Below are 23,491 nucleotides of genomic sequence, written 5' to 3'. Positions count from 1 at the left end.
AGTCCTATGCCGAAATAAAACCGTCACCCTTAAGCAGGACACCAATTTTCTTTGCGGCATAACCAGCGTCTAATAACTGCGCCAACTTCTCATCCGCACTTTCAGCACTCACTGCAGCCAGTAAGCCACCCGCAGTTTGAGGGTCAAATAACAACGCAGTCCGAGCACTGTCTGGCTCCGTCAAATACATCAGTGTTGATACTTCAAAGTTATCCGGATACAAGGTAGAACGCACCCCTTGCTCAGCCAATGCTTCAGCACCGGCTAGCAATGGAATTTCCTGAAGATCCAATTTAGCCGCACAACACGATGCTTCACAAATTCCCATCAAGTGACCCGCCAAACCAAAACCAGTCACATCCGTCATTGCATGTGCATCATGCAAAATTGCAGCCGCTGCCGCTTGGTCTTGCTGCATTCCATTTAACGCTGCGATAGCATCTGCACCACGCGCTTTCATCGTCATCTCAGCAGCCAATAGCGTGCCCGTGCCAATAGGCTTGGTCAGAATCAGCACATCACCCGCTTGCCCACCTGACAGTTGAATAGGCTCATGTTCGCAGATACCCGTGATGGTAAAACCAATCGTCAACTCTGACCCAAGCGAAGTATGGCCACCCACAATTTCAGCACCTTGAGCACCAAACACCTCCGATGCAGCGGTCATTATTTCGGTTAAATAACGCTCCTGCATATCCGAAGACATTCGCGGCAGGATAATCGTAGATAACACGGTTTGAGCCTGCGCGCCCATCGACCAAATATCGCCCATTGCATGTATCGCAGCGATGCGTGATTGAAGCGAAATATCTTGGGTAAACGCCCGTAAATGATCGTTAGTAATGACTTGATATTTATCGCCATAACGCATAATTGCCGCGTCGTCACCGGGCTTAGACAGAACGTCATTACGGTCTATAGTAGGGAGTTTTTTCAGCACGCGAGCCAATACATCACGCCCAACTTTAGCGCCACAGCCGCCACACATTGGCTTTCCATCGGCTAGTAGGTCACTCACGCCCGCAGCCATTTCAGAAGGTAGCTTCTCAACCTTCATCGTTGGGTATTCGTAGAACTGATCCATGAACTTCTGATCAATTTGATTTTTCCAACGCCATAGCGCAGGGCCCGACAACGCAATACCAAACTTCTCCGCTAGAGCAGATTTATCGCCTAACGAAATCAATTTCAGGTAATCACCCTGTGGCCGGAATGTATGTAGCGTGTTGCCACTTAGCACCGAGCGCAGGTTATGCCACAACACAGGCGCAGCACGAACCGCAAATACGCCGGCTTTAGCTCTAGGGTTACTTGGCAAATGCATACAGTCGCCAGCTGCAAAAATAGTTGGGTCACTAGAGCGCAGCATCTCATCAACGACTATATAGCCATCATGCACGTCAAGACCGAGATCTGACATCCAGTCATAAGCACGCGCGCCCGCAGCACCTAAGGTAAAGTCAGAGACAATTGGCTCGCCACTGACAAGTGTTATGCCGTCAGCAGTCACTTCTGCGACTCTACTTAGGGGCCGTAAACGAACGTTATAATCCGCTAATCGTTGCAGCAGTTTTGCTTTAGCTTGAGGCGCAACACCACTAAGAACCTCAGTGGCATCAACCAGGCTCATGTTGGCCGTTATATTTCGGCTGTTTAGCGCATGCATCATCGCCAGCGTCACTTCGACGCCTGCAACACCGCCACCAATCACCGCAAGGTTAGCTGTGCCTTCTACTTGATCTAAATACTGCGGCCAGCGTTGACTCAGGATATCCAAAGGCTTCACTGAAACACCGTGTTGCATAAACCCAGGAATCTCCGGCATATCCGAATTAATGCCCACATCAATCGACGCAATATCGTAAGCAATCGGCTCACGTCCTGTGACATGAATCAACTTAGCGTTACGATCAATCTCCGTCGCTTTACCGATAATCACCCGAGCGCCAGCAAACCGTGCCAATCGAACCAGATCAATATCCAGCTCATCACGTGTGTAATGTCCGGCAATGAAGCCCGGTAACATGCCACTGTAAGGTGCTGTTGGCCCGGGGTTTATCACGGTGAGTCGTGCACCGGGTAATGGGTTCATGCCCCACTTCCGCAAGACTAGTGCATGAGTATGCCCGCCACCGATTAGGACTACATCACGTGTTAAAGGTATTTGTGAATTCATGGGCATACTCTACGTTAATGGGTGTTTATTACTCTTCAACCCAGCGAATATCAGCACCCAAACTTTGCAATTTCTCAATAAAGTCAGGATGTGCGCGTGCAATAGGATCCGCCTTTTTAACAACAGACTCACCCGGTATTTGCAACGCAGCGATAACCAAGCCAAGCACTACACGAATGATATACGGCGCTTCAACAGTCGCTGGACGCAACTGACCTGAGCCAATCATAAGTAATCTGTGTGGGTCTGAAAGGTGAACACGCGCACCAAATTTTTGCAGCTCTGAAGACCAGAATAACGCACCTTCATACACCTTATTCCAGAACAGCACTTCACCTTCAGATTGAATAGAAGCACCAATAATCTGCGGCAAAATATCCGCAGGGAAGTATGGCCAAGGCGCAGCTTCAACCTTAGTAATAACTTCTGGAGTGAAGTTTTTCTGAACACGGAAACTACTAGGGCCAGTGACTAAGCCAGTCTCTGTAATAGAAACGTTTAGTCCAACCTTTTGGAACTGACGCACAATCAGCTTCATTTCAGAGGAAATGTGCGTCTCGATATTCAGGATACCGCCAGTAGACGCACCAATCGCAGCATAAGTTGCCGCTTCATGATGATCGTCAGGTACGCGACAAGTAACACCTGAAAGCTTTTCAACACCTTCAACCGTTAAAATTGACGTACCCACACCAGAAATTTTCGCGCCCATACCTGTTAGGTAGTCACAGAAGCTTTTTACATGAGGCTCGCAGGCAGCATTTGTCAGCGTTGAGGTGCCTTTAGCAACAACCGCTGCCATCAAGAAAGTCTCAGTGGCCGTAACTGACTGGTAGTCCAACCAAACATCTGCGCCTTTAAAACCATCAAGACACGTGATAACGCACTTTTGACCGTTGTATGCGATGTCGCAACCAAAGCTTTTTAGTACTTCTAGATGAGGGTCGATCTCACGCACACCCAATGCACAACCTTTTGCATCTTGGTCAAACTCGAAGCGGCCCGTTCTATAAATAATTGGTGAAAACAACAGAACAGCAGAACGAATGCCGACAGGAATCAGCGAAGAATTGATGTGTGTAATGTCACTCAAGTGATCTATTTTCATGGAGTTGTCATCTTGAACAACATCCGATCCGATACTTTCGAACATTTTGAGAATTTTTAACCCATCAGAAATTTTTGGCACATTTGAAATTTCAATCGGTTCACTCGTTAAAAGACTGCCGCATACCATTGGTAGTAATGCATTTTTGTTGCCAGATATAGTGATTCTGCCTGACAAAGGCTTGCCGCCTTGTATTTCAATATATGCCATTTGGGATTGTTCTCAGTATAAATTTTTATTGATAGGGACAATACACGCTAACGTGTTGAATGGTCTAGTGACACGGCTGATTTATTGGTTCTTTCAGTGATCATTCTTGATTCATATCAATGCACTGATTGCGTGCTGGGTCTACTATGAAGTTGTGCCTATAAAGGAGTCGATCTTTAAGGTCTATATAACTGAAAGGGTATCTCTGGGAATTACTCCAGAACAAATACCGAAGGTATAACTGAGTATTAAAAAAGGAATAAGCATATGTTTGGTGAAATGCACGATTTACATCAGGAATTTCCTGAATACCACGACGAAATCCACGACTTAAAAGTTAAAGGTGGTCACTTTAAGAAGTTGTTTGATGAGTACGATGAATTAGCACATGAAATGATTCGAATTCAGCAGCAAATAGAAACACCTTCAGACGACTTCGTTGAAACATTAAAAGTAAAACGCTTACGTCTGAAAGATGAACTTTATTCTATGCTCAAAGCCGACAAATAGCGGCTGAGCAAGACTTAAGTGAAACGGTTATTCGCTGGTGTTACATCAGCGAATAACATGTACCGCACAATCAGCATGGCGCACAACACGTGCCGCAGTAGACCCCAGAAAGTAATCTTGCAAACCTGGTTTATGCGAAGCAATGATAATCAAATCCATGTCATGGGTTTTAGCATACTCAACCACTGTCGCACCGGCAGAGCCGCCCGCAGTTAACACTTTAACCGTCGCATCGCTGATGCCTTGAGCATCTTCAACTAGACGCGCTTTGGTTTTTTCCTTTGTTTTCTCTAATTGATCTGCTGGTAAGTATTGAGTGGCATATCCAGGAATAGACTCAAGTACAGAGATCAAAGTGATCTTGCCGCCTTCGGCTTTTAGTAACTGAGCCAAGGCTATCGCTTCTTTAGTATTGGCAGGATGATGTGGGGCAACAGGGACTAATATGTTCTTGTACATGGTCATACTCCTATGGTTTTACAAAGTCACAAACGTTATTCCTTTGCAGGTATGGTTTGATGATAAGCGAGGAGTGGCCGTGATGAGTTGATGTAAATCAAGGGTAGGTGCATTTGGTGTTGAACGTGGACGGAGTCCGAAATGCTAAGTGAGAGATCACTTTTTAAGGGGTACTGAATATGAAACCCAAGGCCAGTCATGACCGGCCTCGGGAGTAGAGCGTAGTACTTTATGCTTTCAGGTCAGACTCAGACCAAACATTTTTAGCAAATGCGTCGTCTAGTTCAGTCTCAGCAATGTGGTTTGTGTAGTTAGACATAACTTTCAAGCTAGTCGCCACAATCACTTCTAGTACGTGCTGCTGCTTGTAACCCGCTGCGAAGAACGCTTCTAGTTGAGCTGCTTCTGGCCAGCCGCGAGACTCGTTCATTACTGCTGCAAACGTGCGAAGTGCTTCTAGCTTTGCATCAGCGATTGGTGTGTTTGTACGTAGTGCTTCGATAACAACGTCATCAACACCACCCATTTGTGACAGTGTTGTGTGAGCAGCCATGCAGTATGTGCAGCCGTTCAAACGGTTGTTTGTAAGCAGTACGATTTGGCGCTCAGTTTCTGACAAGTCAGACTTATCAAGAATACCTGCTAGCGTTGTGTAACCTTCAAGTAGCACAGGCGCTTCAGCCATTGTTGCTAGTAGGTTAGGAACAAAACCAAGTCCGCTCTTTACGCCTGATAGGATTTGCTTAGAACCTTCTGGAGCTGTTTCTGGTGTGTGTACTGTAAAAGTTGTCATGTTAATTCTCTTGTTAAATTGTTTGTACTGATTGGTATAAACAGAGGTTAGTTTAGTTTGTACCTATCGGTCAATAACTTTATTTATTTAAATGCCTAAGGGTATATTTACTTGATCAGGTTTAGTGCTTGAGACTTAATCGTTGTCAGGCTATCCACATCAAACACACCACGAGCGAGCACTCTGAGTCCAACAAGTTGGGCCACTAATGACTTAGCGATCGCGTTAGGGTTCTTGTCCGAAGGGATCACACCTGTGCTAATGCCAAGACTCACTTGTTCTTCAAAAAACGTTTGAAGCTCCATCAGTCCGGTTTTCACAATCGCTTGAATATCTGCGTCGTGGTTGGGTGAGTCCAGTGCGGTGTTGATAAGAAAGCAGCCTTTGCAGTCTTTATCGTTCACGCTCTCATCTAGCACCATGTCAAAGAAATGACTAATAGCGACAATGGGATCATTTAAAGCACTTAATTGAGTGATTGCGACGCGCCTATTTTCTTGATCGTACTTCGTCAGAGACTGCGTAAAGAGTGACTTTTTACTGCCAAAGGCATTATAAAAACTGCCTTTATTGATCTGAGTCGCTTTTAATAAGTCAGCCAGCGAGGTCGACTCATAGCCTTTTGCCCAAAATACTTGAGTGGCGCGATCAATCGCGATATTGGTGTCGAATGTTTTTACCCAAGGCATAAGCTACTCATCAAAAGAGGTGTCGTTGGAATAAGTCTATACTGGTTGGTCAAAACAAGTCAAATCGGTTAAAGTGAGGTACACACCAATAAAGAGAGGGCGTATGACACGCACGCTTTTACAGTTTTCATTTGTTTCAATCCTTTGTGTTTTTGTCAGTGCTTGCAGCCAGAAAGAAACATTATTCAGTGAGTTTCCTGGCTTTGACTCGTATTTGGAAAAGAACAAACCGTCTGACGCGTTACCCACCGTCAGCGAACAAGGCCTATTAAAACAATATAGACCGCGTGTTTTTCTAGCCGAAGGTCAGACTCGTTTTATTGATTTTTATGATGATTACATCGCCAATGGCGCGTTGTATAACGACGATAAACTCATTAGCAAAGCTGTGACTCCCGAGTTGTTAAACCAATACAAAGATAGCTTTACCGCTGAGTTTCGTCATACCACACAGACAACAAATGTCTCACCGACGGTTTATGGTCGAGTGGATTACGGCACGCTTGAGTACAAGCAACAGCAATATCCGCTGACGTTTCTTAGCTACAATATACCGTTTACCAACAGTGGTTTGCTCAAAGGTTTACCGACGTGGCAACGGGCTTTAATGGGCATCGCTGGGGATAATGCTGACTGGCATCAGTTGGATCATTATGTAGGAATGACAGTGACGCTTTATGAGAATAAACCCGTTGCGGTGATGTTACAGCAGCATAATTATCAAACCACATGGTTATTAGATAATCGTGCCAAAACTAATCAAAAATCAAGCATTCCGCTACCGCAAGACAGCCGCATCAGCGTTGATGTAGCGATGCAGTCAAATGAGCTTTACCTGCACTCCACTGAGTTGGTTGAACACCCCAGTGTTTCATTTGCAGGTAAAGATAATCTGGCGTTTTTAAAGACGGGCGAAAACAAGCCGATGATGGCGGGGTGGGATATTACTCATGGCCAACAAGAGCAGGAATACACATTGAAGTTTCTGCCGACGGCGGATGCTTTTTATACCTTTAAGGGCAGGTTAGGTGAGAAGCGGAGTTTGCCGGGGAGAGATGGGCCTCCGGGGGCGCAGTATGTGACGCTACCTGATTTGATGCCTCGTGCGTTGAGGTTGGTGACGTCTTATCGTGTGGGGACAGTGACTGAGGAAAAAGCTAAGATTGCGAAGATGTTTGATGGTGAGAAATACAAAGTTAATATGCAAGGGGTTGAGCGATACAAGCAAGACTTTATGGAGGGGATGTTGGGTTTGGATTGATAACGCTGGTTCTAACATGGAAATAGAATTAGACGAAAACCACTGATGGAAAATATGAAATTATTAGCACTCTCAGGAAGCTTGCGTCGGTTATCGCATAACACGACAGCGGTTAAGGCATTGAAGATATTAGCGCCTGATCATGTCGAGGTCACAATCGGAAGTATAAGTGAGTTGCCTTTATTTAACCCTGATCGAGAAGGTGAAAATATACCCGCGTTGGCTACGTTGAAGTTAGCGCTTGAAGCGGCTGATGGGTTGGTTATATCAAGCCCTGAGTATGCACACGGTATTAGTGGTCCATTGAAAAATGCACTGGATTGGCTGGTGAGTGGCAGTGAGTTTCCTGAGATACCCATCATGCTTATTAATACATCCCCAAGAGCTAGGCATGCACAAGATGCATTGAGAGAAGTTGTGACGACGATGTCAGGTCGAGTTATTGAAAAAGCGTCTGTCTCGATACCGTTGTTGGGCACGGAGTTAGATGCTCAAGGGGTTGTAGAGCATCCTGAAATGTCGACGGTTATACGACATGGCCTAAATGAGTTTTATTTAGCGATAGCGCCAAAACTCTAAATAATCCCGCACTGCCAGCCAGTCAGGAAAACGCCCTTGTCCAAAGTGAAGCACTTCTCCTTCAAAGCTTTCTTGGCCTTTCAGCAGACTTTTGTTTGGACTAATAATCAACTTGTGAGCAAACGCTAATTTGTTTTCTCTTTATTGTAATACGTGAGGTGGTGAAAATGGGATTCAAATGACGGATAAACTAAAAAGCCCCACAATCTAAAAGACTGTAGGGCTTAATGACGCACTTTTTTATAACTTTTTTATTAGTAGGCTACCGGCTTAAACACCAATATCGCCACCATCAACACGTGAGATAACTACTGTTGAAGCACGTGGGCGAACAGATACGCCTGCTGGTGTTTCCTCAGTTGCATCAAGGCTGTAAGGCCAGTTCTCAGGATGCTGAATGTTTAGGAAGCAATGCTTGTGGTCAGGTGTGAATGATAAACCCGTTACCTCACAACCATTTGGCCCTACGAAGAAACGGCGTAGCTCAGTCTGGTTATCAGCATTGATGACTTCCATGTCGCCATTATCGTCACGTAGTTGTGAAGGGATAACTGCAAGCATCTGGTCGTTTGTGTACTCTTCAACTTCATCCGCGCCGTTGTCCGTCTGTACCCAAAGGATACCGCGAGAGTCAAACGCAAGACCGTCAGGGCTAGCAAACTGGTTTAGCTCATCAAGACCAGAAAGGTTAGTTTCAGCGTCACCCTCATCATCTGAACCGAATACAAAGATGTCCCACTCAAAGCTTGTCTGATCGTCAGACTCTTCCCAGCGAATGATGTGACCGAAGCTGTTATTTAGACGTGGATTAGCAGGGTTAGTGCCTTCCTCTTCTGTACGGCGAGTGTTGTTTGTCAACGTTAGGTAAACAACACCTGTGATTGGGTCAACCGCAGTCCACTCAGGACGGTCCATCGGCGTAGCACCGACCAAGTCAGCTGCACCAGCGGTATTCAAAATGATCTCAGCTTGTGTTGCGAATGTATCCGCTAGTGTGCCGCCATCTGTTGTTGCGCCTGTTAGTGTCAAAGGCAACCACTCACCAACGCCACCTTCAGAGAACTTAGCTACATAAAGCGTACCTTCGTCCATGTACTTAGCGCCGACTGCTAGACGGTCAGTTGCATTTGCGTCTGCTGCATCCCACATTGCTGTCGACACAAACTTATAAATGTACTCAAAACGAGAGTCGTGGCCAGAGTAGAAGATGATTGGCTTGCCAGCGGTTAGCTTGCCGTATGCACAGCCTTCATGTCTGAAACGACCAAGCGCAGTACGCTTAACTGCTTTAGTTAACTCATCGTAAGGATCGATTTCAACGATATAACCGTGACCATTCGCTTCGTTACGGTAATCATCAGCAGCAGTATCGCCTGTTGCTGTTGTGTCATAACGTGCGAACTCGCTGTCCACTTCACTCTCATCACCTGCAACATCTTCCCAGCTGTAACGTGTGCCACGCGTCGAGATACCAATACGTGCATCAGCTGTTGTCAGTGTGTCAGAGTTTGTGAAGTAACCAGGCCAGTTCTCTTCACACGTTAGGTAAGTGCCCCAAGGTGTGTCACCGTTACCGCAGTTGTTCAAAGTACCACGCGCAACATCGCCATTCGGCGCGTATGCAGTGACTAGCGACTCATGACCTTTTAGTGGGCCAGCAATATCCATTTCTGTTGCAGCTGTAAAACGACGGTTTTGAGCCGCGTTATCAACAACCTGCCAAACACCTGCGACTAACTCAACGTGAACAACTGTCACACCGTGAGCATTGATCTCTTTACGCACTTCTTCAACACTGCTGCGTAGGCCAGCATCATCAAACGACGCGCCTGTTGGGTGAAGGGCATTTTGGTCGATGTACTCATGGTTAATACAAAGTAGACCTTCAGTGCTGCTGTCATTTAGCGAGAAAAAACGCATACCGTCGTGGTGCATACCAACCGCGTTATCTTGGTCTGTTGCGCTGTTTGTACCGTCGTTTTTCCAAGCGTCAGCGTCACTGTTTAGTGGCGTTCCCCAAGGCGCTAGAATACGTGCAACATAACCTGCTGGAATTGCTACTGCGTCAAGCTTAGAGCCAGCAATAGACTGAAAGCCTAGGCTTACATCAGCTACTTTATCGATATCAGCAACAGTTGCTGTGTCTTTGCTGTCACTGTCACAACCCGCTAGACCGAAACCAGCCATCATGCTGAGTGCAGCCATGCCGCCGCCAAACTTCAACATAGAACGGCGTGATACTTCTTTTTCTAGTACTTCTGCAAAGGTTTCGTTGTTGCTTTTGTTAAAGCGCGTTGGATCAAAAGTTGCCTTACTCACAGTTCAATCTCCTAATTTTTTTTAAGCCCGAATGACTTGGTTGGGTATCTGTTATCGGGGCGTAGGATATTTTGAAACTGTGACAGTTATATGACGGCTATATGATGTTTTTATGGAATTAGGATGGATTTTGTACACTATCCTGAAATTAAATAATTTGGCTAAAAAGGAAATAGCGTATCCATATCCGATTCCAGCAGTGCTTTTAACTCCCCTAAGCCTTGCGCTAACCGCTCCTCAGTAGCAATCGACATCAGTGACAGGCGAATATGATTCTCCTCGTTACCTGATACCTCAAAATAACTACCACTACTCACAATCAACCCACGGTTTTTAGCCGCCATCACAAAGTGCTCAGTCGTCCAGTGCTTAGGCAACGGAAGCCACAAATGATAGCCCTCAGCGTCACAACTAATAGACGTTAAAATACTACGAGCTAAACGCTGTCGCTCACTAGCCGTTTCACGTTGCATATCTGCTATTTCAAACGCTTTTCCCGACTCAATCAGGTGAGTCCCTGCGATATTATTGATGGGTGATGACAGCCAAATATTGGCACGAATATGCGCATTTAATAAAGCAACCTTATCCGCTGGTGCTTTGATATACCCACAGCGCATCGCAGGGCTAATCGCTTTTGACAGTGCCGAAATATGAAACGCTTTTTCAGGCACAAAGTTGCTGATCGCAGGAATAGCCGCCTCATTTAAAAAGCCGTAAATATCATCTTCGACAAGCCAAATATCTTCCTGCTTAATGACTGCCGCGATTTCTCTGCGACGCGCCTCAGGCATAGTGATACCCGTCGGGTTTTGGTGCGAAGGAATCAACACAACCAGCTTGGGCTGATGCTCTGTGATAACCGAACGAAGCGCCTCAGGTGATGCGCCAGACTCGTCCATCGGTATGCCAACCACATTGCGCCCAGACAAGCTGGCAATGGCTAAAATGCCGGGGTAGGTCAATGCTTCTACTGCAATGGTATCCCCCGGTTTTGTCAGCGCATTGATCAGTAATGACAGCGCGTGTTGAGCACCATTGGTTAACACCGTATTACAGGTGTCACCGCCTTCTAAACCATAGCGTTTCGCCCAAGTCACACCTGCTTGACGGTGCGCTTCATGCCCGGAGTGCTCGGTGTAACCAATGAGTTCTGAGGTCAGTCTTTCACCAGCAACTTGGTAGGCGTTTTGCAGCGCATTGACGTTTTTATAGAGGCACGGTTGTAGGATCGAAAAGTTAAAATCATCTTCGTCTTTTGGTGCTTGAATCACTTGGTTTAAATCTGATTGGCTTCGCACAAAACTACCACGACCGACAAACGACTCCAGCCTGCCTTTGTCTGACAGCAGTTTATAAGCCTTGGCAACCGTCGCAGGTGTGGTGTCTAACTCGCTAGCAAGCACACGATGTGTTGGGAGTTTGGCGTTAACAGGGTAGTCACCCTTATCAATTCGTTGCTCGATGATCTGCGCTATGTTGCTAAATTTCGTATCGCTCATGGACTCTCTGGGTATGGCATTTTAAATATTGACTTAGTTTAATCGGTTTGTGATGGAAATGAAAATACATATTGACATAGGTCAATTATTTAGATTAACTTATATCAAATACTTTAACGTCCTCTAGGAGAACAACGATGGAATTACAAAATATAGCGTTTGTCGGTTTAGGTGTGATGGGTTCTCCAATGGCGGGGCACCTTTCTCAAGCGGGTTTTAATGTTGATGTGTATAACCGTACCGCCTTTAAAGCCCAAGACTGGGTGACAAAGTACAAAGGCAATGCCTCAAGCACGCCAAAGCTAGTGGCTCAAAATGCCGATGTGGTGGCGCTATGCGTGGGAAATGACAACGACGTTCGCAGCGTGGTTTACGGTGACGATGGCGTGCTTGCGGGCATGAAAGCAGGCGCGATACTAATCGACCACACCACCACCTCTGCGGATTTGGCGGAAGAGCTAGCCGCAGCCTGTGAAAAACAAGGCATTCACTTTATGGATGCACCAGTTTCAGGCGGGCAAGCAGGTGCGGAAAACGCAGCGTTGACGGTTATGTGTGGTGGTGAAGCTGCTGTGTTTGAGCGCCTAGCACCTATGTTAAATAGCTATGCGAAGAAAACGACTTTGCTGGGCACACATGGCCAAGGGCAGCGTTGCAAAATGGTTAATCAAATCTGTATCGCGGGAGTGTTGAAAGGGCTAAGTGAAGCGCTGACGTTGGCGGATAAGTCTGCGTTGGATGTGGAGCAAGTGGTTGATGTGCTGAAGCATGGCGCGGCTGGCTCGTGGCAGATGGAAAACCGCGCGGTGACTATGTCAGAAGGGAAGTTCGACTTTGGCTTTGCGATTGACTGGATGCGTAAAGATCTTGGTATTTGTTTGGATGAGGCGAAGAAGCATGGTTGGACGCTACCCCTCACGACTGAAGTTGATGCTGATTATGAGCAGCTTCAATCGCAAGGGTTAGGGCGTATGGATACTTCGGTTTTGATTAAGGCTTGTTGATGGTTAGTCTTTGAATGCGAAGAAGCTGTCAACATAATCAGCATCGTCAGTTGCGGCGAACTCTACCCTTGAAAAACCTGCCTCTTTAAGAAACTCAATCAACTCCTCTGTATGAATGGGCGTTAATTTAGTAATCATGTGTTCTTCTGAGTCATCGTGGAGTGAGGAGGTTGTAGTAAGAGTGGTACGGGCGTTCCGAACCGAGTCGTAGTTAACAGTGGTGAATATACGGTGCGTGTCACTCTCTGAACTAATGCTAAAAGGCTGCTTAGGAAAGGCATAACTTTCGTTGAACATGTCGATATATAAAACACCATTGGCGTTTAGCATTTTATAAAACTCATTCACTGCCTGCTGCATGTTTTGTTTTACGACAGTTTTTGTGAAAGAGGCGTCATTATCATAAGAGTTGATGGAAATAAATGAGTTACCTGAACACATTAGCGCATCGTAGGTTTTTGGTATGTTCTGAGTTAGATTTTCCCAGCGCGATTGGTAGGTTGGGATATCTAGGTGGAGTGTTTCAATACGATTTTTGAAGAACGTGTTAAGTAGTTCAGAACCATCTGAGTAGCTGATATCCCATCCCATTTGTTTAAGCTCAATGGCAGGGTAGCCCGTACCACCTGCGCAGTCCAAGATGCTGCTAACGTTGAGTTTCTTCAGTTCGTTGGACAGTGACTCTGGGTACGCTTCTGGCCACAGGTGACGTACTTGTTGGTCCCATGTTTCAGCAAAGCTCTTCATAGAGTCTTTAGAGGTTTTGACATCTGACATAGTTAAAGTTCTCTCTTAGTCGTTAGGTTGAGGTCAGTCTTTAAACGCAAAAAAGCTATCCACGAAGTCAGCATCATCAGTCGTCGCTCGCTCAACACGTGAGAAGCCAGCAGCTAACAGAAACTCAATTAAATCTTCTGGAAGAATAGGGATAGTCTTAGATATGTCGTCCACTTCAGAGTTATCGGTGAGCGATGAGGTAGTTGTTAAGTTAGTACGAATGTTACGAACTGGATCATAGCTGATGGTTCGAAATATTCGGTGTGTGTCATTGGTCGTTGTGACACTGTAGGGCTTATCAGGCCTTGAGCACTCTTTATTATAGAGGTCGATATACAACACACCGCCAGTATTGAGCATTTTATAAAACTCATTAGCTGCGAGCTGTGTTTGAGCTTTTATTGAATCAGCTATCAGGGGGTACTCATTATCATATGAATTGATATTGGTGATTGAGTTGCCTGCACACATGAGTGCGTCGTAGGTGTGGGGAATGTTTTGAGATAACGTTTCCCATCTTGATTGATACATTGGAATCGTTAGGTGCTGAACATCAGCTTGTTGCTTGAAGAAGTCCATCATGACCAATGAAGCATCAGAGTATGAAATATCCCAGCCCATGTCTTTGAGTATTAGCGAAGGGTAACCCGTTCCTCCAGCAGCATCTAAGATGCTAGAAACACCAAACTTTTTAAATGCGTTTGAAAGTGACTCCGGGTAGCTTTCAGGCCATAAGCTTCGGACTTCTTGATCCCAAGACTTAGCCTTGTTTTCATCGGACCTTTTAACGCTCTTGATATCTGACATAGTATTTCTCTCTTGTGGGGAATTGGAGTTAGTCTTTAAACGCAAAAAAGCTATCGACGTAATCAGCGTCAGCTACAGTAGAGCGTTCAACGCGAGAGAAGCCTACTTCAAGGAGTAAGTTAATTAACTCCTCTGCAAACAGCGGCACAACTTTTGTGATGGTGTCTGTGGCTGAACCGTCACTTAATAATGTTGTTGTCGTGAGGTTAGTTCGAATATTAGTTACAGAGTCATAACTAATCGTTCTGAATATATGGGCGTTATCGTCGGTGATACTTTCGGAGTAAGGTTTCTCTGGCGCTGCTCTGTCCGCTTTGCAAAGGTCGATATAAAGTACGCCACCCGTATTTAGCTTGTTGTAAAACTCACTAACAGCGCTGAGCATGTTCGTTTTAACCACTTCATCAGCGATGGCAAAATCACTTTCATAAGAGTTGATGCCAATGAATGAGTTTCCAGCACACATAAGCGCATCATAGGTATTAGGTACTTTCTGTGACAGGTCTTCCCAGCGTGAGAAATACTTTGGCATGTCTAATTTCGAAGCTTCAAGTTTTTCAGTGAAGATATCTAGCATAGCGCTAGAACCGTCAGAATAAGTTATGTCCCAACCCAATTGTTTCAGCTCAATCGATGGATAACCTGTACCACCTGCACAATCCAAAATAGTCTTCACATTGTACTTTTTGAGTACGTCTGAAATTTCGCTTGGGTAGCTTTTTGGCCATGCTTCACGTACTTCTTGATCCCATGCTTCTGCAAAATTTCTTACACCGTCCTTGGCGTTTTTAATATCGGTTATAGCTAATTTCCTTATTGTTTATATAGGTGAGAGGTCAGTCTTTAAACGCAAAAAAGCTATCCACGTAGTCAGCATCATCGACGGTTGAGCGTTCAACGCGAGAGAAACCTGCTTCAAGGAGCAGATTAATTAACTCTTCTGTGAATAGTGGTACAAGTTTGGTGACTGCATCAGTTACAGACCCATCAATTAAAGATGTTTTAGATTTGAAATTCGTTCGTATATTCGTGACAGGGTCGTAACTGATGGTTGTAAATATATGGTCGGTTTCGGTTGTTAATACCTGTGAATAGGGCTGATCTGGAGCCGAGCTATTCGCGTTCATAAGGTCTATATAGAGTATGCCGCCATTATTTAGCTTCTTATAAAACTCACTCACAGCACTAAGCATGTTTGCTTTAACCGTCTCATCAGAAATGGCAAATACACTTTCATAAGAGTTGATACCAATGAATGAGTTTCCTATGCACATTAGTGCATCATAGGTATCGGGTACCTTTTGTGATAACTCCTCCCACCGAGAGTGGTACTTTGGTATGCCTAACTGTGTTGCTTCAAGCTTTTCAGTAAAAATGCCTAGCATAACGCTGGAGCCATCAGAATAAGTGATGTCCCACCCCATCTGTTTGAGCTCAATTGATGGGTAACCAGTCCCACCTGCGCAATCTAAAATAGTCTTTACACCATAATCTTTGAGCATATTGGAAAGCTCATTTGGGTAGCTTTCAGGCCATAGGCTGCGTACTTCCTGATCCCATGCCTCTGCAAAGTTTTTGACTGCTTCTTTAGAGGTTTTGATGTCTGTCATTGCTTATATCCTTATCGTTAATTTGACGCGAAGTAGTTAGTCTTTAAACGCAAAAAAGCTATCCACGTACTCAGCATCATCGACCGTAGAGCGTTCAACACGAGCAAAGCCTGCTTCCAATAAAACTTCAATCAAGTCTTCGGCAAGCATCGGTGTTACTTTAAGAATCGTGTCCGTCTCCGAACCATCTAACAGCGAGCTTCTAGTAGTAAAGCTAGCGAGCGTATCTCGAACAGGGTCATAACTGACGTTGGTAAAAATGCGGTGAGTATCGGTTGTGATGACGCGGGTATAGGGCTGCTCAGGGAATGCGTATTTCTCCTTGAAAAGGTCTATATACAAAACACCGCCTGTATTTAACATCTGATGAAACTCTTTCACCGCCAATACCATATTGGTTCTAGCCGCATTAGCGTTGATCGGCGTGTTGTGATCATAAGTATTGATGCCGACAAACGAGTTACCTGCGCATAGCAGTGCGTCGTAGGTGTTGGGAATGTTGCTAGATAAGTTTTCCCAGCGTGTCAGATACATTGGGATATCCAACTTTGTTTCATCAAGGCGCTTGCTGAAGAAACCTAACATCGTGTCCCAGCCGTCAGAGTAGGTGATGTCCCAGCCCATTTGCTTTAGCTCAATCGATGGAAAACCCGTACCACCACAGGTGTCGAGAATAGTGCTTACGTTTAGCTTTTTTAACTCATGCGATAGTGACTCGGGATAAGTCACAGGCCAGATGGCGCGTGTCTGTTGATCCCAAGACTCCACGAAGTGTTGCTGGGCTGCATCGCAGTTTTTGATGTCAGTCATTCTAATAGCACTCCTTTTTTTGAAACTTTGTAGTTATTTCGCACAAAAATTTATTTAAGTATGCTACTGCTAAAAGTTAAGGATTACACGCGTTAAAATCTTACTATTAACTTATTTATGTCTTGTTATTAATGTAATTGTTATGATATGGAGGCTGTTGTTAGGAGTTATTAGAACCGGACATTAAAGCGGACATGAATTTTGATTAAAACTAATTAAGTATTTGATATTAAATACCTTATTTTTTAAAAAATATAAAAAAAGAAGAAACCTCCTTTTTAGAAAGTTGTTTATGTATTGCTGATATTTGTTTATCAACAACTTCTTAAATTTGACTTAAACTTACAAAAAGCACACTATATTTTGTATTATTAATGAAAAAGCAAACTATAGTGTCTATTTTAAAAAATAGTACCGAGCGCCGTCAGGCAGTTGTTTTCCCTAAACAGCAGCAAGTATTGAGCGTATTAGGTGAAAACATAAAACTAGCGCGAAAGAGGCGTAAGTTAACTCAACAGCTAACGAGTCAGCGTACTGGTATAAGCAGCGTTACCCTGCGCAAAATAGAGAATGGTGACCCAACTGTTTCGATCGGTCACTACTTGAGTGTTCTAGCAGTGCTAGGGCTAGCGGGAGACCTTGCCGATGTTGCTTTAGATGATGATTTGGGGCGTAAGTTACAAGATGCAAAGCTCCTGTCAGGGAAGGGTACGACATAAATGGAAAAGACTATCTATGTATTCGCTGACTGGTCACTACCCGATGGGACTGACTCTGAAGAGCCGCAACTTGTCGGAACGCTGACCTCCAATGTCATCCGCAACAAAGAACTTTTTAGTTTTAGCTATGCGCCTGAGTGGTTGAGTTCACCCTTTGCTTTGCCTATTGACCCTGACCTTCAGTTATATGAGGAAAGACAGTTTAGCGATGAAAGTAATTTCCGTGTGTTCTTAGACTCATGTCCTGACCGCTGGGGTAGGTTGCTCATGAAACGTCGTGAAGCCGCTTTAGCGAGGATAGATGGTCGACGCGCTAAGTTACTAACCGAGACAGACTACTTGCTGGGCGTGCATGATGAATACCGTATGGGCGGGCTTCGTTTCAAGCAGGAGTTAGATGGTGTGTTTCTAGATAACAATAACAAGCTAGCAGCACCGCCAATGAGTTCACTGCGATAGCTGGAGTACGCAGCGTCGAAAGTTGAAGATGATCAGCAGGCGGATAATCCTGATTATCTCAAATGGTTATTTATGCTGATCTCCCCGGGTTCGTCATTGGGCGGCGCACGTCCTAAAGCCTGTGTAATTGATGATGACCAATCGCTATGGATTGCCAAGTTTCCAAGCCGTTATGATGACCACGATATTGGCGCGTGGGAGTACGTTGTTTATCAGTTGGCGTTGGATGCTGGCATTGAAATGGCCGAGTCCAGAATTCAGCGCTTTAATAGTCCTTATCACACGTTTATTACCAAGCGTTTCGATAGACAGGATGCAAAGCGTTTCCACTTTAGCTCTGCCATGACGCAGCTGCGTTATTACGACGGTGACTATGAAGCGAGTTACCTAGAGCTAGCCGAATTTCTTACACAACATGGCTCACAAACAGCCGCTGACCTTGAGCAACTGTGGCGACGCATAGTATTTAATATTGCAGTGTCTAATACTGATGACCACTTGAGAAATCATGGTTTTATGCTTGATAAGCAAGGCTGGAGACTTTCCCCAGCTTATGACCTTAACCCTGTTACTCCCTCATACGGTTTGCACCTGAATATTACTGAGTTAGATAACCGTTTGGACTTTGAGTTGGCGCTGGAAGTGATTAGCTATTTTAGGATAAGCCAAAATCGAGCTAATGAAATTATTAACGAAGTGACTACAAGTGTTGGTCACTGGCGTGAAAAAGCTGAAGCCATTGGAATTAGTCGAGCGGAGCAGGAAAGAATGAAGCCTGCCTTCTCTGATGCTACTTGACTACAGAAGGTGCCATGATGAATTTTAATATCGATATAGATGATCAGCTGAGTGAGTGTCTAACTCAAATAGCGAAGCAAACAGTGGTAGCAGCTACCAACCGAAAAGTATGATTACTGGTATACTTTACTCAGTAAGCAATGATCAAAAGGTCGCCGAATGTCTACACTTCAATCTCTGTTAAAACAAGCCGATGACAAGCTTGCGCGTCTACAGCATTTCCGCGAGTGGGATAATGAATCGATTCGTCGAGCTATCAACGTCGAGTACACCTATGAAAGTAACCGTATAGAAGGTAATACGCTTACATTGCGCGAGACTGACTTGGTTATTCATAAGGGCTTAACGATTGGTGGTAAGCCGTTAGTAGAGCACTTAGAGGCGATCAATCATTATGAGGCAGTGGAGTTTGTTCGTGATTGGGTACAAGGAAAAGAGCCTTTTAATCAATTCGCTCTATTGAGTTTACACGGCCTTATTTTACGTAGTATTGATAAGCAATATGCAGGTCGTTACCGTGATATTCCAGTGACCATCAGTGGTAGTCGTCATGTTCCACCGCAACCGTGGCAGGTGGAAAAGCTCATGGAAGATTACTTCCTGTTTTATCAAGAGCAACGAGAGCAATTACACCCCGTCATTTTAGCGGCAGAGATGCACGAAAGGTTAGTAACGATCCACCCATTTGTTGATGGAAATGGGCGAACGGCTCGCTTGGTGATGAACTTGGTTTTGATGCAACATGGCTTCCCGTTAGCGATTTTTCATGGTGATAATGAAGCGCGGCTTGCTTATTACGATGCGCTAGAAAAGTGCAATGTTGAGGAAGATAAAGCAGATTTTCATCAGTTAGTTGCTGCGCAGGTTGTTGAGGCGCTAAGTCAGCGTTTGAGGTTGGTTGAAGCCTGAATTTTTCTTGAGTGCAGGGGCGGGTGCTTAGACTCAACTTTCAAGTGCAAGAGAGTTTAAATGGGTAGTCGTTATTTCATCCATCAGTTCTTGAGATGATCGCCAACCATGTCGTTTACGAGGTCTTGTATTGAGCAGCCAAGCAATATCATTTAAAACTATTTGGCTGTGAACGGATAAATCAGTGCCTTTTGGTAAATACTGCCTGAGCAAGCCATTAGTGTTCTCATTGCTACCCCTCTGCCAAGGTGAATGCGGGTCAGCAAAGTAAATATCAATATTCAATTCTTTTGATGCTAAAACGAAGTACGCACATCAGATGAGTGGCCATCGGTATATTTAGGTTTGGTGAAGTGCTAACTACGTTATCAAAAAATGGTAGGTTTTAGGATGTTGGTATCGTAGCTATAGCAAGTATGTTTTTAAGCGGACATTAAAGCGGACATAGATGCTTCTATTAGATAGTTTTAAAATAAAATAAATTGAATATTATTAATATGTTATCGTTTAAGTAACTTGTGAAATAAAGCGGACATAATAGCGGACATGGCAGCAGAAGATAGAAACGAACATATTAGTATAATGGAGCCGCTTTTGGTTTCAGAATCATCGAGTGCCCGCTCAGAACTCGCAGACCTTGCGCTAGAGCTTACCGCTAAATCAACAGCACTTCGGAATAGTTTGCCTAGTGGCGTGGTCAGAGCCTTGTCAGACTTAGTTCGTGCGATGAACTGCTACTACAGTAATCTCATAGAAGGCCATGACACTCACCCAATTGATATAGAACGTGCGCTCAACGAAGACTATAGCTCTGATGCGAAACAGCGCGATTTACAGCTTGAAGCTAAAGCACACATTGCCGTTCAAGAGTGGATTGATAACGATGGTTTAAAAGAGAAAGCAGCCACAGCTGAGGGCGTACTGGAAACTCACCGTCGTTTCTGTGAGCGTTTACCAGACGAGTTACTCTGGGTCTCATCTCCTGATGGCGACAAGCAAGAGCAACTAATCGCGGGGGAATATCGCCAACGTGATGTGATCGTGGGAAAACACATTGCGATAAGCTCAGGTGCGCTTCCTCGTTTTATGGCGCGTTTTGAAAAGTCCTATAAAAACCTTGGTCGAGTTGATGCAATAGTGTCTGCTGCCTCTGCACACCATCGCTTGTTATGGATGCACCCTTTCCTTGATGGTAACGGTAGAGTAGCGCGCTTAATGTCTTATGCCATGCTACGAGATGCACTAGATACTGGCGGTATTTGGTCCGTCGCACGTGGATTAGCAAGGAATGAAGCAGAATATAAAAGCTTACTCGCGCAATGTGATTTACCACGACAAAGTGAACGAGATGGCCGAGGAAATCTGAGTGAAAAGGCTTTAGTAAACTTCGCAATATTCTTTTTGAAAACGTGTATTGATCAAGTCGACTTCATGGAAACCTTGGTAAACCCAAAAGGGCTTCGTGATCGAATACTAGTGTGGACAGAGGAGGAAATACAAGCTGACCGTTTACCGTTAAAGTCTAATTTAGTATTAGAATCTGTGCTGTATCGAGGGGAGCTGCTACGTGGGGAAGTTGCAGGTGTTTTGGGCACAAGCGACCGTCATGCTAGGCGCGTGACTTCTGTTTTGCTGGAAAAAAGTGTGCTGGTTTCTGAGTCTACTCGTGCGCCGTTGTTGCTTAATTTTCCTGCTAGTTTGGCGGGGCGGTGGATGCCGGGGCTGTTTCCAGAACAATAAAAATGTTGCTCGAATTAGTTTAGAAAGAATAAAACTTAGTGAGCAACATTTGAGTGTCTTAAATACGCTGTTGTGTTTGTTGTCTTATAATATCTCTGACTTGACTATATATCTCATTAATACCAGGCATCGATATTGTAATTGCTACTGCGAAAATCGCATTGTCGTCTACTCGTGCTCCTGAGTCAGGCTGCCTTTCAACTTTGAATGCGAGTGTTTCTTGATTCCCTACAATAGCGCTTCCTTCTCCTTCCCAACGCCTTGTGGCTACTGTTCCTCTATGTATTTGATTATTATCTGGTTGGGTTTTACTGGGTTGTACTCCAAGATCTTGGATATTGTCAGGAGCAATTAACTTTAAGCGAACTGAGCGATAACGTTGGCTGCCGTTATTTGTTGGTGTCATCCATGCAAGAGTAGAAGAAATAGAATGATATTGCTGTTTATTTGCTATTGCTACAGGAATTGGCACTGATACCAATACAGATTGATCTGTCCCTAGCTCACCAACAGCCCAAAACGTAGCTCGGTCGCTTGCACACGCAACCGCCGTATCAAGATCGTGAGTTCCATACCCAAGGAAACGCCTTATATTGTCTTTTTGCTTTACGTGTTGTCTTCCATTAGCTGGACCAATTATGCTTTTAATAATTGATGCTGTCTCCTCTGGCCATGAGGCTGGGTGTACTAGTAGTGCTTTAAGTAATACTGCTTTGTGTTTTTTTGGTAGATTGAGAAATTCGACACCATATTCACTTTCTAGAGCGTCGTGAATTCTATGTGCTGTTCTAGATGCAAGTGCAGTGGCTGCACTTGTTCCGTTTGTAAATCCCTCAAATGCTTCATCACCTCCGGTTGGAGGTGATGCAACTTTAAGTCCTGCTGCTCTTGTTGGGAGTCCTGAAGGGACAACGATTATCGGCTCGTTACCTGAACTGTTTATGACACTTAGGCTTTCACGAGAGCCTGGGAATATAAGCTCAGGTTTTACTGAGTTTGCAAACCCAGGGCCTAAAGCACTAGAAGGATTTATCATCTCTATGTTTGGGTATGGGTTTATATTTATAGATGCGCTTCTCCGCTGTAAATCAGGAACCCAATCTTTGTTTATAGCCCCAATGGTTAGCCCATTGACTGTTTCTGCGGGAGAAAGTAATTTTCTCTCGGCCTTGACGGTATCGATGGCTGTAATGGTGTTATTAATTTTTTCATTATCGTCAGCATCTTCAAAACCAATTCGTGTAGTGAAGCCTGCTAGTGGAAAGCTATCGGTAATGTTACCTGCACTTACTAAAAATAGAATGCCATATTTATAGGAGAGACTGTCTATCAGACGAGCCCAAGGTGAAAGCTGTCCATGAAAAGGGCGATATTTATTGCCTAATGAAAGGTTGATGATTGTGACATTAGGAGCCGATGGTTCTTCTCCATCTAGCATTGAGTAAACCGCACGATAAACAATATCTACAATTAGTTCATGTTCTGGAAATTCATCGTTTTCTCCTAATACAGGAACAGTATGTATTTTTCTGGGTAGAGCTGCTTCATGATTATTTCGATCACCATGAATGAGCAGCGATGCCATAGCTGTACCATGGCGTCTGTTAGTTACAGTCGTTGTAGGTTCAAGACCGAAAATATCATCAACTATCAGGTGACGGGATAATAAAGGGTGCTGTGCAACTGGAACACCATCAAGCAGAGCAAGTATTGCATCCTCAGCTACATCGTTTGTGGTATAGCCGGTAGATGTAGTGGCACACTAAATTTGGCCACCTGATTAGAGGTGATAAACTCACTTTAACTAAGCAGGTGTAAATATGACAAAACGAACCAGACCAACCTACTCACCCGAGTTCCGCCTTGAAGTTGCTCAAGAGGTCGTCGATAAAGGGCGCAATGTTAAGGACGTCTCAGAGAGTTTAGGATTAGGAAAATCGACGGTCGATAAATGGGCAAGACAGCTTAAACAAGCGCGTAACGGTCAGCTTTCTAGCGCTGCACCACTGACCTCTGATCAACTTAAAATTCGTGAGCTTGAACGTAAAATCAAACGGTTGGAAGGCGATAACGACATCCTAAAAAAGGCTTCAGCTCTCTTGATGCAGGACTCAATCAAAGGTTTGCGCTGATCCGTCAGCAGCAAGAGAGCCACAGTGTCAGCCGTTTATGTCGAGTATTGGCGGTCAACCGAAGTAGTTACCGTTACTGGTGCAAACCATCTAAAACTGTTTCACCACAACGCCTTAAAC

General features: G+C 44.7%; 23 protein-coding genes and 1 pseudogene. 10 read left to right on the top strand and 14 right to left on the bottom strand.

All coding sequences use genetic code 11. From position 1 onward, the window contains the following. Positions 1–4 precede the first annotated feature (4 nt). Positions 5–2,176 carry a selenide, water dikinase SelD gene (gene selD / locus DKT75_RS05350; protein WP_109822399.1) on the bottom strand — a complete coding sequence of 724 codons (2,172 nt, stop codon included), beginning with the start codon at positions 2,174–2,176 and terminating at the stop codon, positions 5–7. Positions 2,177–2,204: 28 nt separating this feature from the next. Next, on the bottom strand, positions 2,205–3,494 hold the full coding sequence (locus DKT75_RS05345; protein ID WP_109822398.1) for a UDP-N-acetylglucosamine 1-carboxyvinyltransferase: 1,290 nt from the start codon (positions 3,492–3,494) through the stop codon (positions 2,205–2,207). Positions 3,495–3,773: 279 nt separating this feature from the next. Here DKT75_RS05345 and DKT75_RS05340 point away from each other — a divergent pair, with 279 nt between their 5' ends. After that, on the top strand, positions 3,774–4,004 hold the full coding sequence (locus DKT75_RS05340; protein WP_245923095.1) for an HP1242/YdcH family protein: 231 nt from the start codon (positions 3,774–3,776) through the stop codon (positions 4,002–4,004). Between the two features lie 45 nt (positions 4,005–4,049). Here the strand turns inward: DKT75_RS05340 and DKT75_RS05335 are convergent, their stop codons facing one another. The 3 genes from DKT75_RS05335 to DKT75_RS05325 all read right to left on the bottom strand — a co-directional run bounded on the left by DKT75_RS05335 (position 4,050) and on the right by DKT75_RS05325 (position 5,945). Continuing rightward, positions 4,050–4,463: a universal stress protein gene (locus DKT75_RS05335; protein ID WP_109822396.1), complete on the bottom strand. Its 414-nt coding sequence runs from the start codon at positions 4,461–4,463 to the stop codon at positions 4,050–4,052. A 229-nt stretch (positions 4,464–4,692) separates the two neighbouring features. Continuing rightward, positions 4,693–5,256: a carboxymuconolactone decarboxylase family protein gene (locus tag DKT75_RS05330; protein ID WP_109822395.1), complete on the bottom strand. Its 564-nt coding sequence runs from the start codon at positions 5,254–5,256 to the stop codon at positions 4,693–4,695. Positions 5,257–5,363: 107 nt separating this feature from the next. Next, on the bottom strand, positions 5,364–5,945 hold the full coding sequence (locus DKT75_RS05325) for a TetR/AcrR family transcriptional regulator (protein WP_109822394.1): 582 nt from the start codon (positions 5,943–5,945) through the stop codon (positions 5,364–5,366). Between the two features lie 103 nt (positions 5,946–6,048). On the opposite strand from DKT75_RS05325, the gene DKT75_RS05320 reads away from it, so the two are divergent. Both DKT75_RS05320 and DKT75_RS05315 read left to right on the top strand, forming a co-directional pair. Beyond that, positions 6,049–7,206: a hypothetical protein gene (locus DKT75_RS05320; protein WP_109822393.1), complete on the top strand. Its 1,158-nt coding sequence runs from the start codon at positions 6,049–6,051 to the stop codon at positions 7,204–7,206. Positions 7,207–7,251: 45 nt separating this feature from the next. Continuing rightward, positions 7,252–7,785 (top strand): NADPH-dependent FMN reductase, encoded by a 534-nt coding sequence (locus DKT75_RS05315; protein ID WP_170310656.1) that lies wholly within the window; start codon positions 7,252–7,254, stop codon positions 7,783–7,785. Positions 7,786–8,055: 270 nt separating this feature from the next. Here the strand turns inward: DKT75_RS05315 and DKT75_RS05310 are convergent, their stop codons facing one another. Together DKT75_RS05310 and DKT75_RS05305 are read right to left on the bottom strand one after the other, a co-directional pair. After that, positions 8,056–10,104: a PhoX family protein gene (locus DKT75_RS05310; protein ID WP_109822392.1), complete on the bottom strand. Its 2,049-nt coding sequence runs from the start codon at positions 10,102–10,104 to the stop codon at positions 8,056–8,058. Between the two features lie 161 nt (positions 10,105–10,265). Further along, positions 10,266–11,606, bottom strand: a complete 1,341-nt coding sequence (locus tag DKT75_RS05305; RefSeq protein ID WP_109822391.1) for an aminotransferase-like domain-containing protein — start codon at positions 11,604–11,606, stop codon at positions 10,266–10,268. Between the two features lie 137 nt (positions 11,607–11,743). On the opposite strand from DKT75_RS05305, the gene DKT75_RS05300 reads away from it, so the two are divergent. Continuing rightward, positions 11,744–12,610, top strand: a complete 867-nt coding sequence (locus DKT75_RS05300; protein ID WP_109822390.1) for an NAD(P)-dependent oxidoreductase — start codon at positions 11,744–11,746, stop codon at positions 12,608–12,610. Between the two features lie 3 nt (positions 12,611–12,613). Here the strand turns inward: DKT75_RS05300 and DKT75_RS05295 are convergent, their stop codons facing one another. The 5 genes from DKT75_RS05295 to DKT75_RS05275 all read right to left on the bottom strand — a co-directional run bounded on the left by DKT75_RS05295 (position 12,614) and on the right by DKT75_RS05275 (position 16,614). Then, positions 12,614–13,387, bottom strand: a complete 774-nt coding sequence (locus DKT75_RS05295; protein WP_109822389.1) for a class I SAM-dependent methyltransferase — start codon at positions 13,385–13,387, stop codon at positions 12,614–12,616. Positions 13,388–13,420: 33 nt separating this feature from the next. Beyond that, complete coding sequence (locus DKT75_RS05290; protein WP_109822388.1) at positions 13,421–14,194, bottom strand: class I SAM-dependent methyltransferase; 774 nt, start codon at positions 14,192–14,194, stop codon at positions 13,421–13,423. 28 nt (positions 14,195–14,222) lie between these two features. Further along, positions 14,223–14,870 (bottom strand): class I SAM-dependent methyltransferase, encoded by a 648-nt coding sequence (locus DKT75_RS05285; protein WP_109822387.1) that lies wholly within the window; start codon positions 14,868–14,870, stop codon positions 14,223–14,225. Positions 14,871–15,030: 160 nt separating this feature from the next. Further along, the gene (locus tag DKT75_RS05280) at positions 15,031–15,804 is read right to left on the bottom strand and encodes a class I SAM-dependent methyltransferase (protein ID WP_109822386.1); all 774 of its coding nucleotides are present in this window, start codon (positions 15,802–15,804) and stop codon (positions 15,031–15,033) included. A 36-nt stretch (positions 15,805–15,840) separates the two neighbouring features. After that, entirely contained in the window at positions 15,841–16,614 is a 774-nt protein-coding gene (locus DKT75_RS05275) for a class I SAM-dependent methyltransferase (RefSeq protein ID WP_109822385.1), read from the bottom strand. Positions 16,615–17,006: 392 nt separating this feature from the next. Between DKT75_RS05275 and DKT75_RS05270 the strand changes: the two genes are divergently transcribed. From DKT75_RS05270 to DKT75_RS05260, 4 genes are all read left to right on the top strand, one after another. Beyond that, the gene (locus tag DKT75_RS05270) at positions 17,007–17,333 is read left to right on the top strand and encodes a helix-turn-helix domain-containing protein (RefSeq protein ID WP_245923093.1); all 327 of its coding nucleotides are present in this window, start codon (positions 17,007–17,009) and stop codon (positions 17,331–17,333) included. Further along, a complete protein-coding gene (locus DKT75_RS22190; RefSeq protein WP_245923091.1) occupies positions 17,334–17,792 on the top strand; it encodes a HipA N-terminal domain-containing protein in 459 nt (152 codons plus the stop codon). A 72-nt stretch (positions 17,793–17,864) separates the two neighbouring features. Then, entirely contained in the window at positions 17,865–18,590 is a 726-nt protein-coding gene (locus DKT75_RS22185) for a type II toxin-antitoxin system HipA family toxin (protein WP_245923089.1), read from the top strand. A gap of 159 nt (positions 18,591–18,749) precedes the next feature. Then, positions 18,750–19,499, top strand: a complete 750-nt coding sequence (locus tag DKT75_RS05260) for a Fic family protein (protein WP_109822383.1) — start codon at positions 18,750–18,752, stop codon at positions 19,497–19,499. Between the two features lie 33 nt (positions 19,500–19,532). Here DKT75_RS05260 and DKT75_RS05255 read toward each other — a convergent pair. Next, positions 19,533–19,793, bottom strand: a pseudogene (locus DKT75_RS05255) (IS30 family transposase); the annotation flags it as partial. Between the two features lie 252 nt (positions 19,794–20,045). Here DKT75_RS05255 and DKT75_RS05250 point away from each other — a divergent pair. Then, positions 20,046–21,239: a Fic family protein gene (locus tag DKT75_RS05250; protein ID WP_211665182.1), complete on the top strand. Its 1,194-nt coding sequence runs from the start codon at positions 20,046–20,048 to the stop codon at positions 21,237–21,239. A gap of 58 nt (positions 21,240–21,297) precedes the next feature. On the opposite strand, the gene DKT75_RS05245 is transcribed toward DKT75_RS05250, so the two are convergent. Further along, positions 21,298–22,941, bottom strand: coding sequence for a S8 family peptidase (locus tag DKT75_RS05245; protein WP_342767321.1), 1,644 nt, complete (start codon positions 22,939–22,941; stop codon positions 21,298–21,300). A 118-nt stretch (positions 22,942–23,059) separates the two neighbouring features. On the opposite strand from DKT75_RS05245, the gene DKT75_RS05240 reads away from it, so the two are divergent. Further along, positions 23,060–23,371 carry a transposase gene (locus DKT75_RS05240; protein WP_109821425.1) on the top strand — a complete coding sequence of 104 codons (312 nt, stop codon included), beginning with the start codon at positions 23,060–23,062 and terminating at the stop codon, positions 23,369–23,371. The last annotated feature ends 120 nt before the right edge of the window (positions 23,372–23,491 follow it).

This window comes from Leucothrix arctica (assembly GCF_003172895.1).
Classification (GTDB): Bacteria; Pseudomonadota; Gammaproteobacteria; order Thiotrichales; family Thiotrichaceae; genus Leucothrix; species Leucothrix arctica.
The sequence above is the reverse complement of the archived record's forward strand: the minus strand, read 5'-3'. Positions and strand labels throughout refer to the sequence as shown.